The 16033-nt window shown below is 41.3% G+C and carries 14 protein-coding genes; 10 read left to right on the top strand and 4 right to left on the bottom strand.

From position 1 onward, the window contains the following. The first annotated feature begins 68 nt into the window (after positions 1 to 68). The 4 genes from F9K23_13505 to rlmD all read left to right on the top strand — a co-directional run bounded on the left by F9K23_13505 (position 69) and on the right by rlmD (position 5146). A complete protein-coding gene (locus tag F9K23_13505) occupies positions 69 to 1919 on the top strand; it encodes a hypothetical protein (protein KAB2914738.1) in 1851 nt (616 codons plus the stop codon). A gap of 57 nt (positions 1920 to 1976) precedes the next feature. Next, the gene (locus F9K23_13500) at positions 1977 to 3422 is read left to right on the top strand and encodes a hypothetical protein (GenBank protein ID KAB2914737.1); all 1446 of its coding nucleotides are present in this window, start codon (positions 1977 to 1979) and stop codon (positions 3420 to 3422) included. A gap of 90 nt (positions 3423 to 3512) precedes the next feature. Next, positions 3513 to 3692 carry a DUF2157 domain-containing protein gene (locus F9K23_13495; protein ID KAB2914736.1) on the top strand — a complete coding sequence of 60 codons (180 nt, stop codon included), beginning with the start codon at positions 3513 to 3515 and terminating at the stop codon, positions 3690 to 3692. A 50-nt stretch (positions 3693 to 3742) separates the two neighbouring features. Beyond that, positions 3743 to 5146 carry a 23S rRNA (uracil(1939)-C(5))-methyltransferase RlmD gene (rlmD, locus tag F9K23_13490; protein KAB2914735.1) on the top strand — a complete coding sequence of 468 codons (1404 nt, stop codon included), beginning with the start codon at positions 3743 to 3745 and terminating at the stop codon, positions 5144 to 5146. Between the two features lie 70 nt (positions 5147 to 5216). Here the strand turns inward: rlmD and F9K23_13485 are convergent, their stop codons facing one another. From F9K23_13485 to F9K23_13470, 4 genes are all read right to left on the bottom strand, one after another. Further along, the gene (locus F9K23_13485) at positions 5217 to 6884 is read right to left on the bottom strand and encodes a S41 family peptidase (GenBank protein ID KAB2914734.1); all 1668 of its coding nucleotides are present in this window, start codon (positions 6882 to 6884) and stop codon (positions 5217 to 5219) included. Between the two features lie 130 nt (positions 6885 to 7014). Continuing rightward, on the bottom strand, positions 7015 to 7248 hold the full coding sequence (gene yidD / locus F9K23_13480) for a membrane protein insertion efficiency factor YidD (GenBank protein ID KAB2914733.1): 234 nt from the start codon (positions 7246 to 7248) through the stop codon (positions 7015 to 7017). Further along, entirely contained in the window at positions 7223 to 7636 is a 414-nt protein-coding gene (gene rnpA / locus F9K23_13475) for a ribonuclease P protein component (GenBank protein KAB2914757.1), read from the bottom strand. Before rnpA ends, yidD begins: the two co-directional genes overlap by 26 nt. 24 nt (positions 7637 to 7660) lie before the next feature. Then, positions 7661 to 7825 (bottom strand): 50S ribosomal protein L34, encoded by a 165-nt coding sequence (locus F9K23_13470; GenBank protein ID KAB2914732.1) that lies wholly within the window; start codon positions 7823 to 7825, stop codon positions 7661 to 7663. A gap of 136 nt (positions 7826 to 7961) precedes the next feature. Here F9K23_13470 and F9K23_13465 point away from each other — a divergent pair, with 136 nt between their 5' ends. The 6 genes from F9K23_13465 (at position 7962) to F9K23_13440 (ending at position 16016) form a co-directional block, all read left to right on the top strand. Then, the gene (locus tag F9K23_13465; GenBank protein KAB2914731.1) at positions 7962 to 9449 is read left to right on the top strand and encodes a T9SS type A sorting domain-containing protein; all 1488 of its coding nucleotides are present in this window, start codon (positions 7962 to 7964) and stop codon (positions 9447 to 9449) included. Positions 9450 to 9476: 27 nt separating this feature from the next. After that, positions 9477 to 10472: an aspartate-semialdehyde dehydrogenase gene (locus F9K23_13460; protein KAB2914730.1), complete on the top strand. Its 996-nt coding sequence runs from the start codon at positions 9477 to 9479 to the stop codon at positions 10470 to 10472. 181 nt (positions 10473 to 10653) lie between these two features. Continuing rightward, positions 10654 to 11472 (top strand): sugar transporter, encoded by an 819-nt coding sequence (locus F9K23_13455; protein ID KAB2914729.1) that lies wholly within the window; start codon positions 10654 to 10656, stop codon positions 11470 to 11472. A 24-nt stretch (positions 11473 to 11496) separates the two neighbouring features. After that, positions 11497 to 13983: a polysaccharide biosynthesis tyrosine autokinase gene (locus tag F9K23_13450; protein ID KAB2914728.1), complete on the top strand. Its 2487-nt coding sequence runs from the start codon at positions 11497 to 11499 to the stop codon at positions 13981 to 13983. 198 nt (positions 13984 to 14181) lie between these two features. After that, entirely contained in the window at positions 14182 to 14712 is a 531-nt protein-coding gene (locus F9K23_13445; protein KAB2914756.1) for an ArsR family transcriptional regulator, read from the top strand. A 5-nt stretch (positions 14713 to 14717) separates the two neighbouring features. Next, positions 14718 to 16016, top strand: a complete 1299-nt coding sequence (locus F9K23_13440) for a nucleotide sugar dehydrogenase (protein KAB2914727.1) — start codon at positions 14718 to 14720, stop codon at positions 16014 to 16016. Positions 16017 to 16033: the final 17 nt, after the last annotated feature.

Below are 16033 nucleotides of genomic sequence, written 5' to 3'. Positions count from 1 at the left end.
GTAACACCTCGTTGTGTTTCCTAACTAATTCAACTACATTTGATTAAGCAACCCTTAACCTACCAATTATGAAAAAGGCACTGCTGATTTTATTTTTTGCAACTACAGCAAGCATTGTTTACGCTCAGGGAGAAATCAGTTTATACGTAAGTACCCAAAACGGGAAATACACTTTCTATGATGGCTCCCAATCAAAAACTACCGATAAACACGAACAGGGTACCGTAAACCTTAGTCACACGGGACCTATTGTGGTGGATGTAAGTCCGGCCGATATATCCATCGGTCCCAACCAAACAAAAAACTGGCAGGGCAAAGTATATCCTGATATTAACAATGCTCCAATACCCGGAACTTCAGCGAATGCAGAAGTAATTGCAAATTATGATGTAACGTTTAGCAGAGCCCAAGGGGCGGGGGCGGGCGGAACGGTTCAGTCTACCTATAATTGCAATGGGGGAGGTTGCCACATTCACGGTGACCAAAACGGGGTGCACGAAATAGTGAGTAAAACCGGTTCGCAAAAGCTGGAGTTTAAGGTTTACAGTGTTAAAACATCAGCCCCTGAAAATTTTACCTCATGTTTAGATAGAGAATTTACCATTTATGCCGAAGCGTACCCTTACGGAGGCAGCTTTAAATGGACTGCGGGTGAAAATATAACCCTTACCAACGGTAACAATAATCAAACCGTACAGTTTAAAAGTACCGCTTTGGGTAATAGCACCCTCACGGTAGAGTACACCATACAAGGCGTAAGTTACAAGCATACGGTAGCTGTTAACTGTATTAAGCCTGTAGTTACTTTTAATGTTCCTGATGAGATTACGGCAGCAGTGGGCAAACAGTTTACCATTAACCCAACAATTACTCCCTCAGGAGGTCAGGTATCGTGGGAGGTTTCAAGCGGGTTACAACTTAATTCAGGGCCGTACAATTTTGTGGCGTTTGTAACTCCTAAACAACCGGGCGACCAAACTGTTACCTGCACCATTAAAGCCTGCGGGGAAACTATTGTAAAGATCATTAAGGTAAAAGTTAATCCATGTATGGTGACTGTGCCCGACTCGGTGAAGGTGCTGAAAGGGACTTCGGCCACTATAACTGCAAGTGGTAATATGCAAGGCTCATTTAGCTGGGCGGCAGGTAATAATGTGCAAATTGAAGGGGCAGCAAACCAACAGGCGGTAACTATTAAGGGTGTAACAGCAGGGGAGGGTTGGGCAGAAGTGGAATTTACAGGCACCGATTGCTCTGATAAGAAAAAAGTACGTGTAATAGTGTTAGAAAAACCGACACTTAAAATAGATATAGCCTATGCGCCAATGGCTACAATGTGTTTAAAGGAGAGAAGGATACTAACTGCAAGGGTTGAGCCGCAGGGTGGAACATTCAGTTGGACATTATCATCCGCGTCACTTAAGTTTTACGGACCGGCAGGAAATATACCTACAACGGTGGTTGAGGCAGATAAAGGCGGACCCTGCACTGTAACCTGTACGTACACAGTAAATGGCGAAACGGTTACGGAAACAATCACTACCGATGTAAAAGCGTATTCAAAAGTTGAATTGACGACAAGCAATGCCGCCACCGAAATAGCTAAAGGCACCAAAGTAACTTATACAGCAAAAGTGTACGACCACAACGGGCAAGCGGTAAATAATCCCCCTGCATTGCATTGGAAGGTAGTTTATATACCAATAGGACAACAGGACAATGTTAGCAATTGGGTTAGCTATGACCTGCAAGGAACGGTTAGTTCACAGGATTATACGTGGAGTTTTCCGCAAGGTAATTTTCCGTTGCAAGGTAAGCCGCCCTATAAAATGGCAGCGTGGATACAGGCTTCAGAGCATTGCACCTATCATTCAGGCTCTGTTCATATTAAAGTGGTGAGTCAGAACGGCCAGAATTAGAGGCAGGTTGTTTTGCATTTTGCTAAAACTTTTTACTTTTGAGTTAAAATAACTATCATGGCAAAATCAACTCAATCAAAGGCTCAAAAGGCCGTAGCAAAAGAGGTGGCACCTCCTAAAGCTGCTCAACAACTTTCAACCGCAGAAATAATGGTAATGTTTGGTGCTTTGCAAGACGGGGTGCCTAAAAGCTATTACAGTGCTAAAATGGCTGTGTTGTCTCAGTTCTATTTCCCCGGTTCACCTGTTGAAGACAGTGGTACAATCAAGCCGGCAAAACTTAAACTAACTCCGCCTGAAAAATTACCACCGGTTACTAAAACGTTACAAAAAAGTATTGATTGCTTACTTGAAACTGCTGACGATAAATACCCGTTGTTACCGGAAGAGTATGTAATAGAAGATTTTGTAACCACTTTAGCTGATACGCTAGAGGAAATCCCACAAGGTACCGTTGTGTTGCAGCGTACTACAAATCTTGCAACCCTGTATTACATTGTGCTTAATGTGAAAATGGAAGGCAAGGTTGCATTGCCGCAACAAGTACAAATTGAGGAAGAGGTAGTGCTAATGGCCAGTGGACAGTTTATGGCCGGTAGCGGTAAAACATCGTTACCGATGAAAATTGCCAAGGGCATAGGAGGTGCTATGCTTTCAAAAATAGGAGGCTTTATCGCCGAAGCTATTTGGGATGCTTTGTTCCCTCCCGGTGTGCCCGATTATTTTGATGAGGTATATAAAGAGATTACAAAAATTGTTGACCAGAAAGTAGACCAAAGTCGTATTGATAGCATAAACGGTGCACTTGCTAATTTGGTGGATAAACTTGCCAATGAATATAAACCTGCCAAATCGGTATGTAACTTGAAATTAGAAAAAGACCGTCGCCGTTTGTATGATTTACTTCAAAAGTACGATCAAACCTTTCTTTCAGGTCCCGGTGGTATGCTAGGCTCGCTACAACAAGACCAAATTGCCAAAGTCGGTTTTGGGGTGTTTATGCTGGGAGCGGCATTACAACTGGCAATTTTTCAAGAAATGGCGAACATCGACCCTTATAACGGTGATGAGAAAAACGGTTGGAAGTCACCGCTTCAATCAAGCTATGGTCTGCCCAAAACAGGCAGCGTAGCAAAAATGGCTAAAAACTACGCAGAGTTTGCTGCTAAAACTTGGATTAAAGTACAAGACGACCGCAAAGCACAAGTAAAAGCCGAGAAGTTTACGAAGCGACTTCAGCCGGTAAAACACAATAAATATGCAACCTTGCTCAATGTACATTATTGGGTACGTGTAAACGATAATGGTGCCGCTACTACGGTAGAGAAAAAGATTGGCCAAGATGAAAAGGGTGGCAAAAATCCACGCTACGATGCCTTTTGTAACAGCGAGCTTTTGAATTATAAAAACCAAAAAGCGGCTGAATTGAGCGACAAGTTGGAGAACCCTGCAGCCATTATACAAGGCTGGCTTACTTTGGTTGAAAAACCCATATTGGTATAATTCTAACTAAAACAACAATACTACAGCCGTTAAGTGTATCACTTAACGGCTGTTTTTTTATACTTGTAAGCCCGATAAACAAGGGCTGTAATGACAAAAAATAAAAGCAACGGCAAACGCACTAAAAAGGCACAGCCCGATAAAAAAGTTACGATGGAACAGTTAGAAGCCATTGCTGCGCAGGTACGAAAACGTCAGCAACGATGGTACATTATTGCTGTTGTGATGATGGTATTGGTGTTTTTAGGCATCATTTTCCTGTTTCAATAGGCTTTTAGTGTCAATGCCTTAACTTTGCCCTCCATTTTTACTGTACCGCTTTGAGAACTGCAAAACAACCCCTAATCATAGAAAATTTACAAATTACAGCCGCCGGAGCTGAAGGCAACTGTATAGGTAGGCACGAAAATAAAGTAGTGTTTGTGCGTCGTGCCGTTCCCGGTGATGTGGTAAATGTGCGTGTGATTGGTAAGAAGAAGAGCTTTTACGAAGCTGAAGTGATTGAGGTGGTTACTCCCTCGCCACAAAGGGTTACACCGTTTTGTGCACATTTTGGTGAGTGTGGCGGTTGCAAATGGCAGCAAATGGACTATGCCGAGCAATTGCGCAATAAACACCAAATGGTGATTGATGCCTTTGAACGGATTGGTAAAATTGAGGTAGGGGAAGTATTACCCATACAAGGTTGTGACGAAAATCGTTTTTACCGCAACCGAATGGATTATGCCTTTAGCAACAAACGTTGGCTAAGCAAAACCGAAATGGATATTGAAGACAAGGGCGAACTAAACGCTCTTGGTTTTCACATACCGGGCAGGTTTGATAAAGTACTGAATATTGATAAATGCTGGTTGCAGGATGATATGGCCAACAACATCCGCAATGCGGTGCGTAATTACACCATCAGCAAAGGCTATACTTTTTTTGATTTAAGAGAACAACACGGGTTGATGCGCGGTTTGATTATCCGCAACAGTACCGTAGGGGAGTGGATGGTGATAGTGATGTTTCATGGCAATGATACGGATGCTATGGATGATGTAATGGGGTACATTGAAACCTCATTCCCGCAAATCACTTCGTTGTTATACGTAATCAATAATAAGCGCAACGATACTATTTACGACCAAGATGTGCTGGTGTGGAAGGGAAAAGACCACATGCTTGAAAAGCTGGGCAATCTTACATTTAAAGTGAGGCCTAAATCGTTTTTTCAAACGAATACCCGCCAAGCTGAAACCCTTTATAACATTGCCGTAAACTTTGCAGGGCTAACCGGAAACGAGGTAGTGTATGATTTGTACACGGGTACGGGCACTATTGCCAATTACGTGGCCGGTACAGCAAAAAAGGTAGTAGGGATTGAATACATTGAGCAAGCGATTGACGATGCCCGCGAGAATGCAGCCTTTAATAACATTACAAATACGGTATTTTATGCAGGGGATATGAAGGACGTATTGAACGATGCCTTTATTGCTAAAAACGGTACACCTGATTTGATAATTACTGACCCACCGCGTGCAGGCATGCATGCCGATGTTGTGAAAAAGATATGTGAAATAGGCGCGCCCCGTGTGGTGTATGTGAGCTGTAATGCTGCCACACAAGCCCGCGACCTTGACTTGATGCGCGATACTTACCGAGTTGTGAAAATACAACCCGTTGATATGTTCCCGCACACTGCCCACGTTGAAAACGTGGCATTACTAGAGAAAATATAACCCCAAGGGTATAAATAAAAAATGCGGCTCAGGCCGCATTTTTTTTAGTATCTCTGTTAAACTTAAACTCTTATCGTCCTGCCAAAATCTTTTTGTAGCGGGTCATGTCGTTTAGCAATGCCAACGCTTCAGTTATTTCAGGGTCGTCGTTAAAACCAACTTCCCAAGTAGCTCGTTGGTAGTAGTAACGTGTAGCAATTTCTTTTTCAAGCAACTTCATTATCTCAGCTTTGTTTTTCTCAAGGTCGGCCATTTTATCGTGTCCAAGTTCCTTTTTCAATTGCTCATAGCTTTTGCTTATGCCTTCGTAATACTTTTCGCCTTCGGCTTTCTTTTTCAACTCTTCAAGAGCTTTTTCAGTTTCGGTTTGGTAATCGTACTCCTTATCCTTCAAAAAGTTGGTAAAGTCCTTCCAGTCGGCCTCAGTAAGTTTAAAATCCTTGGCACTCGCAATTTTATCATGGGTATTGCGGTACTTGTTGGCAAAATCAAAAACCAGCAGTTTGCTAATCAGGCTATTGGTTATTTTGCTGTATTCGGTTCGTGTAGTTTTTACATCAGGGTCTATACCTGCACCGTCCAATACACGGCGGCCGTTTTTGGTTTTAAACTCTTTGCGCAATGAATCGGGTGTATTGGGCACCGTACCGTCTTCTTTACGTTGTGAATAATCCAATGCCTGTATGCAACGACCGCTTGGAGTATAATATTTTTGGGTAGTGATTTTTAATTGAGTGCCGTAGCTAAGCATACGGGTTGATTGTACCAAACCTTTTCCATACGTACGTTGGCCAAGTACCACACCCCTGTCAAGGTCTTGTATGGTGCCCGATACAATTTCTGATGCCGAGGCAGAGCCTTTGTTGGTGAGCACTACCAACGGAATTTCCATGTCTACAGGCACGTTGATAGTACGGTAATCGCGGTTTTGCTCGGTAACTTTGCCCTTAGTGCTTACCACCAATTGGTTGCGGTCTATAAACACATTCACAATATTTACAGCCTCGTGCAGCAAACCACCGGGGTTGCCCCTCAAATCCAATATCACCGAGGTTAGTCCGGTATTCTTCTTCAATTCTTTCAACGCATCAGCCACTTCTTTACCTGCATCACTCCTAAACTCTTCCAGCACTATATAGCCTGTATGCTCGTTAATCATGCCGTAGTAAGGCACGTTTTTCACTTTTATTTCCTCGCGCTTAATCACCTTAGTCATTTCTACCCCGTCGCGCATAATTTTCAGCTTCACTTCGGTTTCAGGCTGGCCTTTCAAAAACTTGCTCACCCCGTCAACATTTAGCCCTTTTAAGCTTTTACCGTCGGCTTCCAATAAAATATCACCCGCGCGCAAATCATTTTTTGCGGCAGCATATCCTTCATACGGTTCGCTAATGGCTACATAGTCTCCCTTTTTAACAATCATAGAGCCAATACCGCCGTATTGCCCTGTGATTTGGAAACGATAGTCTTCAATTTCGCTCTCACTGATAAAATTGGTGTAAGGGTCAAGCGAGTTCAACATCGCATCAATGCCTTCGCGCATCAATTTGCTGGGCTCCACTTCATCCACATAATAGGTATTCACCTCTTTGTACAAAGTGGTGTAAATGTCGATGTTCTTTGAAATTTCAAAGTAGTCATCGGCACTTTTAAAGGCAGCAAAGCCAAGGCCTACAACCGCAAGACCAATCATAATTGTTTTGCGGCGGTTTCTAAAAAATGTGCTTACTCGTTTCATACAATGGTATCGGTTATTGGGCAATCCGTTGTTTGTAATTAGTGCTATCAGATAGCAACAATATCATCTCTCGTTAAGTTATACAATTAGCTATGTAACTATTAATACCAAAAACGTTGCAATAAGTAAATTATTTCAACGGGTGGTAGCCGTGTCCGCCCCACCATGGGTTGCAACTTAGTATGCGTTTTGCAGCCAGCCAACCGCCTTTTAGGGGGCCGTATTTTTTTAATGCCTGTATAGCATATACTGAACACGTGGGTGTATAGCGGCACGTAGGCGGCAACAATGGCGATAATAGCCATTGGTACAGCTTAACCAGTAATATAAGCGGGGCACTAAGAATTATTTTCAGCCACTGCATGGGCAAACTTTTTAAATAAGGGAACCAGCTTTTGTTCAAGTAATTCGGAAGTAATATGTTCCTTCCCTACATACCCAATCAAAAAGCACGCCTGTTGCTTATTCGAAGTTAAAGAATCGTATAGAATAGATTTGTTTTTTCGATAAATCTCCCGCAATTGCCTTTTAATCCTGTTTCGGTCGTGGGCTTTTTTAAAATTGCGTTTGGGCACGCTAATTAATACCTGTGCGGGAACTTCCTCACGCATGGGCGCGACGAGGTACACAAATTTTACCGGGTACAAAAAAAAAGAACCCGTTGGTTCACTGTACAAACGGGCAATGTGTTTTTTCGACCCAAGTCGTTCGCTTTTATGGAACGTTTGGTTTGCCAAAACAAAAGGCAATATAAATGAAAAAGGCTTAACGGTGGGTTAAGCCTTATGTCTTTTCTCGTCAGACACGGTAAGTCTTTTCCTACCTCTTGCCCTACGCCTTGCCAGAGTCTTGCGACCATTCTTGGTTGCCATTCTTTCTCTGAATCCGTGTTTATTTCTTCTCTTCCTTACAGAAGGCTGGTATGTTCTTTTCTGGGCCATGTCAGTCTAATTTTTAAAGGACGGCAAAGATAGCAAAAAACTAAACCAATACAAATAAATTAATTAGCAACGATTTTTTGTCTTGTGGTATCTTTGTGCAAAGATAGATACCAACCACCCTAAATCAAAACCTGTGATGAAAAGAGTTATACCCGCTTTGCTTTTAGTTATTGGGATTGCGACGGCTGCCAGTGCGCAGCTTACAAAAAACTTTTCGATTGTATCGGTGGCTAACAATGCTACGATAAATTTAGAGGGAGATAAAGAAACTAAGCTGTACCTTACTTGGACAAACGCTGATTTGCAACAACCCGGTACAGTGATAAGGTACTCGGTGCAATTAGATACGCCCGGAGGAAACTTCAACAATCCGGTATTGATTATCGGTTCTACTTGTTGTGCAAGCTTTTTTGAAGATTCAACCATTAACATCAAATACGGTTATCTGGCCGGTGAGCTGGAGGCAGCCATAAAAAGCAAGCTGCAAAAAACATTCAAGATTGGTGAAACGGCCACTTTTGATTGGATTGTGATGGTAAACGCAACCGGCCCTAATGCCACGTATGAAAACCGTCAGACAACATCGCAGCGCATAACCTTCAACAGGGGGCAGTTTGGTAGCGAATATGTTCCCGTAAAACTTGCGATGCCGTTAGACAATTCAAGCTTTTTTGTTGAAGACAACGCCTCGATAAATTTAAAATTCCAATGGAACAAGGCGTATTGCCCATCAGGTTGTGCTACTGCGCAGTATCACATTATGTTTGATGAGATGAGCGGCGATTTTAGCACGCCGTTATATTCGTTTACAATTCCACAAAGCCCGTTTGATACGCTGTTTGATTTAAGGCAAGACATCCTGGCTCAAATGATGTATGACAACGGTATGCCTACCAATACCCCAAAAACGTATAAATGGGCAGTGAAAGTAACGGGTAACAATGAGGAGTTCATTACCCCCAGTCGTCGCGTAAGTTTACAACGCGGCCTTATGCGCTACGAGCATATACCGTTTGGAACGGTATTCCCCATCGATAACTCAGTGTTTACCATAAGCGGTAAACAAACCGATACCATATTTTTTGCATGGAACCGCACCCGTTCAGGGTTTCCTGACGCCGCTTCGTACACTATTTTGTTTGATACTGCCAAAACCGGTTTCAATTTTCAAAAGCCTGTTTTCAGACTTTCAACTGCCGTTGGAGACACTTCGTTGAAAGCAAAATACATTACCCTTCGCGACAGTTTGGATAAGAAGTACGGCAAAAACTGGAAGAACGCTAAGCTTAAATGGACAGTTGAAGCCGATATTATCGGATATAAATTTATGAGTGAGGATACTAACGATATCACACTTTCAAGAGGATTCTTCACCAGCGTAAACTCGGAAGAAAATACGGTTGCGTCTGTCAACATTTACCCCAATCCTGCAACTTCAGATATAACCATTTCATGCCCCATCGGTATATCTTCGGTAAGTGTAGTGGATTTAGCAGGTAGGCAAGTGCTGGTTTCGACTAGTGAAACCCTTGCTGTGAGCGGGTTGGAAAATGGTGTATATATGATACTTGCACTCGACAAAAACGGTGTATCTTTGCCCCCCCAACGCTTGATAAAGCAGTAGGGGTAAAAGTATCGTATTTAAATAAAAATGAAAGTAGCCTTAGTGGGAGCCACCGGATTAGTAGGTGGTATCATGCTGAAAGTTTTAGAAGAAGAAAACTTTCCTGTTAGTGAATTGTATCCAGTAGCCTCTGAAAAATCAGTAGGAAAAACCGTTGAATTTAAGGGTAAACAAATTACCATTATCAGTGCTGATGAAGCCATTAGCAAGCGTCCTGATATTGCGCTGTTCTCAGCCGGCGGGTCAACCTCTTTAGAACTGGCCCCTAAGTTTGCCGAGGTAGGTACTGTGGTAATTGATAACAGCAGTGCTTGGCGCATGGACCCAACTAAAAAACTGATTGTGCCAGAAATTAACGGCAGCACCATTACCCCCGAGGATAAGATTATTGCTAATCCCAATTGCTCAACCATACAAATGGTAATGGCATTGGCTCCGTTGCATAAAAAGTATACCATCAAACGTCTTGTAGTATCTACCTATCAATCGGTTACCGGTACAGGGCAAAAAGCTGTAGCACAATTAACAAATGAGCGTAAGGGAGTTGAAGGCGAAATGGCCTACAAGTACCCTATTGATATGAATTGCATTCCCCATTGCGATGTGTTTTTAGATAACGGGTACACCAAAGAAGAAATGAAAATGGTGCACGAAACCCGTAAGATTTTGGGTGATAATAACATTAAAGTAACAGCAACTGCGGTTCGTGTTCCCGTTGTTGGGGGACATTCCGAAGCGATAAACATTGAGTTTGAAAAACCCTACGAGATTGGTGATGTATTTTCTATTTTGAAAAACACAGAGGGAGTTGAAGTGGTAGATGATGTTGAGAATTTTAAGTATCCAATGCCAATGTTGGCTGCAAACCGTAATGAAGTGTTGGTGGGTAGGATACGTAGGGACGATTCGGTTGAAAACGGTTTAAACATGTGGGTAGTGGCTGATAATTTGCGAAAAGGTGCAGCAACAAATGCACTGCAAATAGCCCAATTAGTGGCACAAATGAAAAGCGCCGTTAATTAACCTTTAGTTTACGTACCGTATTATTACAAAACGGCTATATTTGCCAAAATTTAAAAAATCACTTTTTTTAAATAGTGCTAGATATGGTGTTTGAAAAAATGTGCTGCTACCCTTAGAAAATTAATTAAAAGTATTTAACCTACTATACCAGCTTTAACAAAAAAGTAATCAGCTATAATTTATGATTAACAGCCGCAGCAGCAAGATTTTACCCTTTGTTATACTTCTATTCTCTTGTCTTTTTTTCGGGTCTTGTATTACCAATAAGAGAATACAATACTTGCAAGAGCTTGATAGTAAAACAAACTATACCGATACAATTAAATACAACCGCAGCGAATATAAGCTACAGGTAAACGATATTATAAATATCGAGATTAAAACCCGTAATACTGAGTTTGCTGCATTGTTTGGCAATAGCAGCTTAGCCGCTGGTGGAAACTTAGGTAACGTGGCAGGTGGCGGTGGAGGTGATTTGTTTTACACAGTGGGCTATACCATCAGTGATTCAGGGTTTATTAATTTCCCCTTTTTAGGTAAAATAGAGATTGCCGGACTTACCATTCAAGAAGTATCAGATAAAATTGGAAAAGAGCTTCAGGTATTTCAGGTGGACGCGATGGCTATTGTTCGTTTGGGTGGGATGCGTTTTACGCTTTTGGGTGAGTTTAACAGAGCAGGTAAGTATGTGGTACTTCAGAATCAAGTAACAATTTTTGAAGCCATTGCAACCGGAGGAGATTTGAGAGAGATTGCCCGTAGAGATAGAGTTACATTAGTACGTCAATATACTGATGGGGTTCGTATACATTACATAAATGTTCTAGATAAGAATATAATCAACTCACCCTATTATTTCTTGCAGCCAAATGATTTGTTGTATGTGGAGCCGCTTAAACGCAGGGCTTATGGTGTTGGTGTAAACGGTTTGCAAACCCTTACTACAGCACTTTCAGTTATTTCAACAGCTCTACTGCTAATAAATTACTTTAATCGCTAACCAGAAAAACAGCCCCAATAGTAAATGAATATCCCTTCACCCAATACGGATAACAATATATTAAGACCCACCGACATTGTTGCAAACCAAGGATTTGATGTAAAAAAATTCTTGTACACGTATGTTTTGCCGGTGTTACCTTTCATTGTTCTTAGCGCACTAGTAGGACTTTTTGCCGCATTCCTTATCAATCGTTACACCAAACCTGTGTACTCGGTACAAGGAACCATGCTTTTGCAGGAAGATAAAAACCAAAACGGGTTAGGTGTTGGTATTCAAGCGTTACTTTTTTCTGATTCAAGGCTGATTTTTGAGAACTCGATATTGATGCTGAAATCGTATGCATTGAACGAGCAAGCATTAGAAGGTACAGATTTTAATACCAGTTATTTTAGTGTTGGACGTGCTGTAGCAAATGAGGTTTACGGGGCGGAATGTCCCATAAATATTGAATTTGATACCGGTCATGCACAATTGGTAAGTGCAGCCTTTCTTATCCAGAGCGTTGATGATAATAGCTTTTCGATAACCTATGAAAACATGGGTATCAGTTTCAACATCAATACTCAACAGCCTGTATTAGTGAAAGGTTGCGTTGCCCCATCGGGTAATCATAAATACGATACATGGATAGAAACCCCTTGTGCAAAGTATAGGGTTAAACGTTCAGGATTGCCTTTTGCTAAGGGTAATAAATTGCGTGTAATACTTCGGAAGAATGAAGATGTAATTAAACAAATCCAGCTTGCTCTTAAGTTTGAACCCCTTGCAAAAGGGTCTGCGGGTGTTAGCATTTCTATGAAAGGAAATAGCCGTGAAAAAATGAAAGCATACATAAATCGTCTTCAGGATGTATTTATGAGTGCCGGCTTGGATGAGAAAAACAAGATTATATACAACGCTATCCAGTTTATCGAAACTCAGTTAGGTACTATTAGCGACTCGTTACAATTGGTTGAAGATAATTTGGAGGACTTTAGGGTTAATCGTAATGCAATAGACCTTTCTGCCCAAGGTAGTATGTTGTTGAACAGGCTAGATCAAATATTAAGCGATAAGTCAAACGTTCAGCTTCAGCAAAGTTATTTAAAGTACTTAATTGATTACTTGAGTCAAAACGACTTTACAAAAGATTTAATAGCGCCATCACTGATGGGTATTAATGATAATTTTTTACAAGGTAGAGTTGCGGATTTAGCTAAACTTCAAACAGACTTTAAAAGAGAGACTAGCAAAGGTAGTAGCAAGGAAAGCCCAATTTTTAAAGAAAGACTTAGGGAGTTGGAGCAGTTTGGTGCAGTTCTGTCAGAATCAGCCAGAAACTTACTTAAGACTACTCAGATTACATCTGAGGATATAGCCAGAAGATTAAGTTCTCTACAGAGTGAAATTGATTTATTACCGGGTAAAGAGCGCGAGTACTTTAAAATCGAGCGTAAGTTTAAAGTAAACGAAAATATCTACAACTTCTTGTTACAACGTCGTGCTGAACTAGGTATTTTGAAGGCATCTTCACGTGCTGATAACAAAATTATTGACAGGGCTAGTGTTAAGGCTAAAATAAGCCCTCAGAACAGCACCAATTATGTTATTGGCGGTATAGTTGCGGCGTTAATCCCTATCATCATAGTATTAATATTAGAGTACTTTAATGATAAGATACGTAGCACAAATGATTTGAAGCAACTTTCATCAATACCGATGATTGGTGGTATTGGGCACAGTGATAAAGAAACTAACCTGGTTGTTTATGATAGTCCAAAATCATCTATTAGTGAGCGTTTCAGGGCGATAAGGAGTAACCTGCAATTTATGGCAGGTGAGAAAGAGCGATATACTATACTTGTTACCTCAAGTATAAGTGGTGAGGGTAAAACCTTCTGTTCAACTAACATCGCTAGTATATTTGCTATCGGCCGTAAAAAAACTGTGCTAATGGGTCTTGACCTTCGTAAACCCAAAATCTATAATGATTTTGGACTTACTAACGAACATGGTGTGTCAACCTATGTTATCGGTCGTTCTACCAAAGAGCAAATCATACAGCATACTAAATACGAAAACCTTGATTTTATTGCAGCGGGTCCTACACCTCCAAACCCTTCGGAGTTGTTGTTGAGTGAGAAATTCAGGGATCTTGTGTTAGAACTGCAAAAAGAATACGAATGTGTGGTGATGGATACCCCTCCATTCGGTATAGTTTCAGATGCATTTGAATTAATGCGTTTCTCAGACTTGAACTTGTATGTGGTCCGTCAAAACTATACCATCAAAGAAATGGTAACTTTTGTGGACGGCTTGTATAAGCAAAACCAAATCAAGAACCTTAGTATATTGATTAACGACGTTAAAGCCGGAGGTGGCTACGGCTACGGCTATGGCTACGGTTACGGTTATGGCTATGGCTATGGCTACGGCTACGGTTATGGCTACGGTTATGGTTACGGCTATTATGATGATGAGCCAGCTAAGCGGAAATCCTTTATACAACGATTGTTTGGCCGAAAATAATTTATAGAAAATACCCCTTCACAGGGGTATTTTTTTATTTCAGACGTTTTGTAATCGCAAAAACTACTCGAAAGATATTTGCTGTTTACAAAATTTTCTTAAATTTGAGTACTTTTTCTACTCATTCTTTAGTCCATGCTGGGACTGACGTGGCGAAGCTGTATCTATCACTCGCTAATTAACAAAGGTTTAAACAACGTGCTCGACACTTTAATATCATCAAAAACACGCGTCAAGTTATTGTTGAAGTTTTTTTTGAACGCAACTAACAAAGCCCATTTGAGGGGTTTGGAGGCTGAGTTCGGAGAAAGCAGTAACGCAATACGCCTGGAGCTTAACAGGCTTGAAGATGCAGGGTTGCTTAATAGTGCTGTACAAGGCAACAAAAAACTGTTTAGTGCCAATACAAGGCATCCGTTGTTTAAAGACATCAACAGTATATTGTTTAAATACACAGGGCTTGATAGAATTGTGGAGCAAGTGCTTGGCAAGCTGGGTGATTTGGAGAGAGTTTATTTGGTAGGTGATTTAGGCAGAGGGGTTGATTCACCAATTATCGACTTAATAATAGTAGGAAACATAAACAAAGAATACCTTGCCCGTTTGACGGAAAAGGCTGAAGCAATAATCGATAAAAAACTGCGATACGCTACTTTTACACCCGAGCAGTTTAACGAACAAAAAGACAGGGTGTTACCTGAAAATAATTTATTAATCTGGAACCAATAACTTTTATGAGCAATCATAAAATATCAGTAATAGGACTGGGCTATGTAGGGCTTCCCTTAGCAGTTGAATTTGCTAAAAAATACCCCACTGTTGGATTTGATATCAACCAACACCGTATCAACAAACTGCAAGAAGGTCACGACCATACCCTTGAGGTGGAAGATGATTATCTAAAAGCAGTTATTAACGGCACAGATGCCGAATGTGTTGCAGGTGCAGGCATAGTATTCAGTTCTGATATTAACGAACTTAAGGATAGCAATATTTATATTGTTACCGTACCAACACCCGTTGATGCTTACAACCATCCTGATTTGACCCCGCTATACAAAGCGAGCGAGACAGTTGGTAAGGTATTGAGCAAAGGGGATATTGTGATATACGAATCAACAGTATATCCCGGTGTTACGGAAGAAGAATGTGTTCCTGTGTTGGAGCGTGTTTCCGGCTTGAAGTTTAATGTTGATTTCTTTGCAGGATATTCACCCGAGCGTATCAACCCCGGTGACAAAGAGCGCCCGCTAACTAAGATACTTAAGATTACTTCGGGTTCAACTCCTGAGGTAGCTAAAACAGTGGATACACTGTATAACGCCATACTTAAGGCGGGTACCCACATGGCACCCACCATAAAAGTTGCCGAAGCGGCCAAAGTAATTGAGAACTCACAACGTGATATAAACATTGCTTTTGTAAACGAACTCTCAAAAATATTTAACCTGCTGGGCATTGATACCAATGATGTATTGGAGGCCGCAGGTACCAAATGGAACTTTTTGAAGTTTAAACCCGGATTGGTAGGCGGCCACTGTATAGGTGTAGACCCGTATTACTTGGCTCAAAAAGCGCAAACCGTAGGTTATCACCCTGAAATTATTTTAGCCGGACGCAGGCTAAACGATGGCATGGGAGCTTATGTGGCTAATGAGGTAGTGAAACTGATGGTGAAAAAAGACATCAGGGTTAAAGGAGCTAAAATTTTGATTTTGGGCATCACCTTTAAAGAAAACTGCCCCGATGTGCGCAATACCCGTGTAGTTGACTTGGTAAAAGAATTAAAAGACTTCTCTACCGACGTAAGTATTTACGACCCGTGGGCAGAACCTGCTGAAGTGATGCACGAGTATGGTGTAGAAACAATGAAGGAGTTAAATACCAACGGACATACTTACGATGCAGTAGTATTGGCAGTTGCTCACAAAGAATTTGCAAACCTTAATTTAGATGCTTTGCGTAAAAGCGAAAGCGTAATATTTGATATTAAAGGAGTGTTGGACCGTAACTTGGTTGACGGCAGGCTGTAATCCCGCGATTTAATAAA

The sequence above is a fragment of the Bacteroidota bacterium genome, assembly GCA_008933805.1.
In the GTDB taxonomy this organism is placed as follows: Bacteria; Bacteroidota; Bacteroidia; order UBA8524; family UBA8524; genus SB11.
The sequence above is the reverse complement of the archived record's forward strand: the minus strand, read 5'-3'. Positions and strand labels throughout refer to the sequence as shown.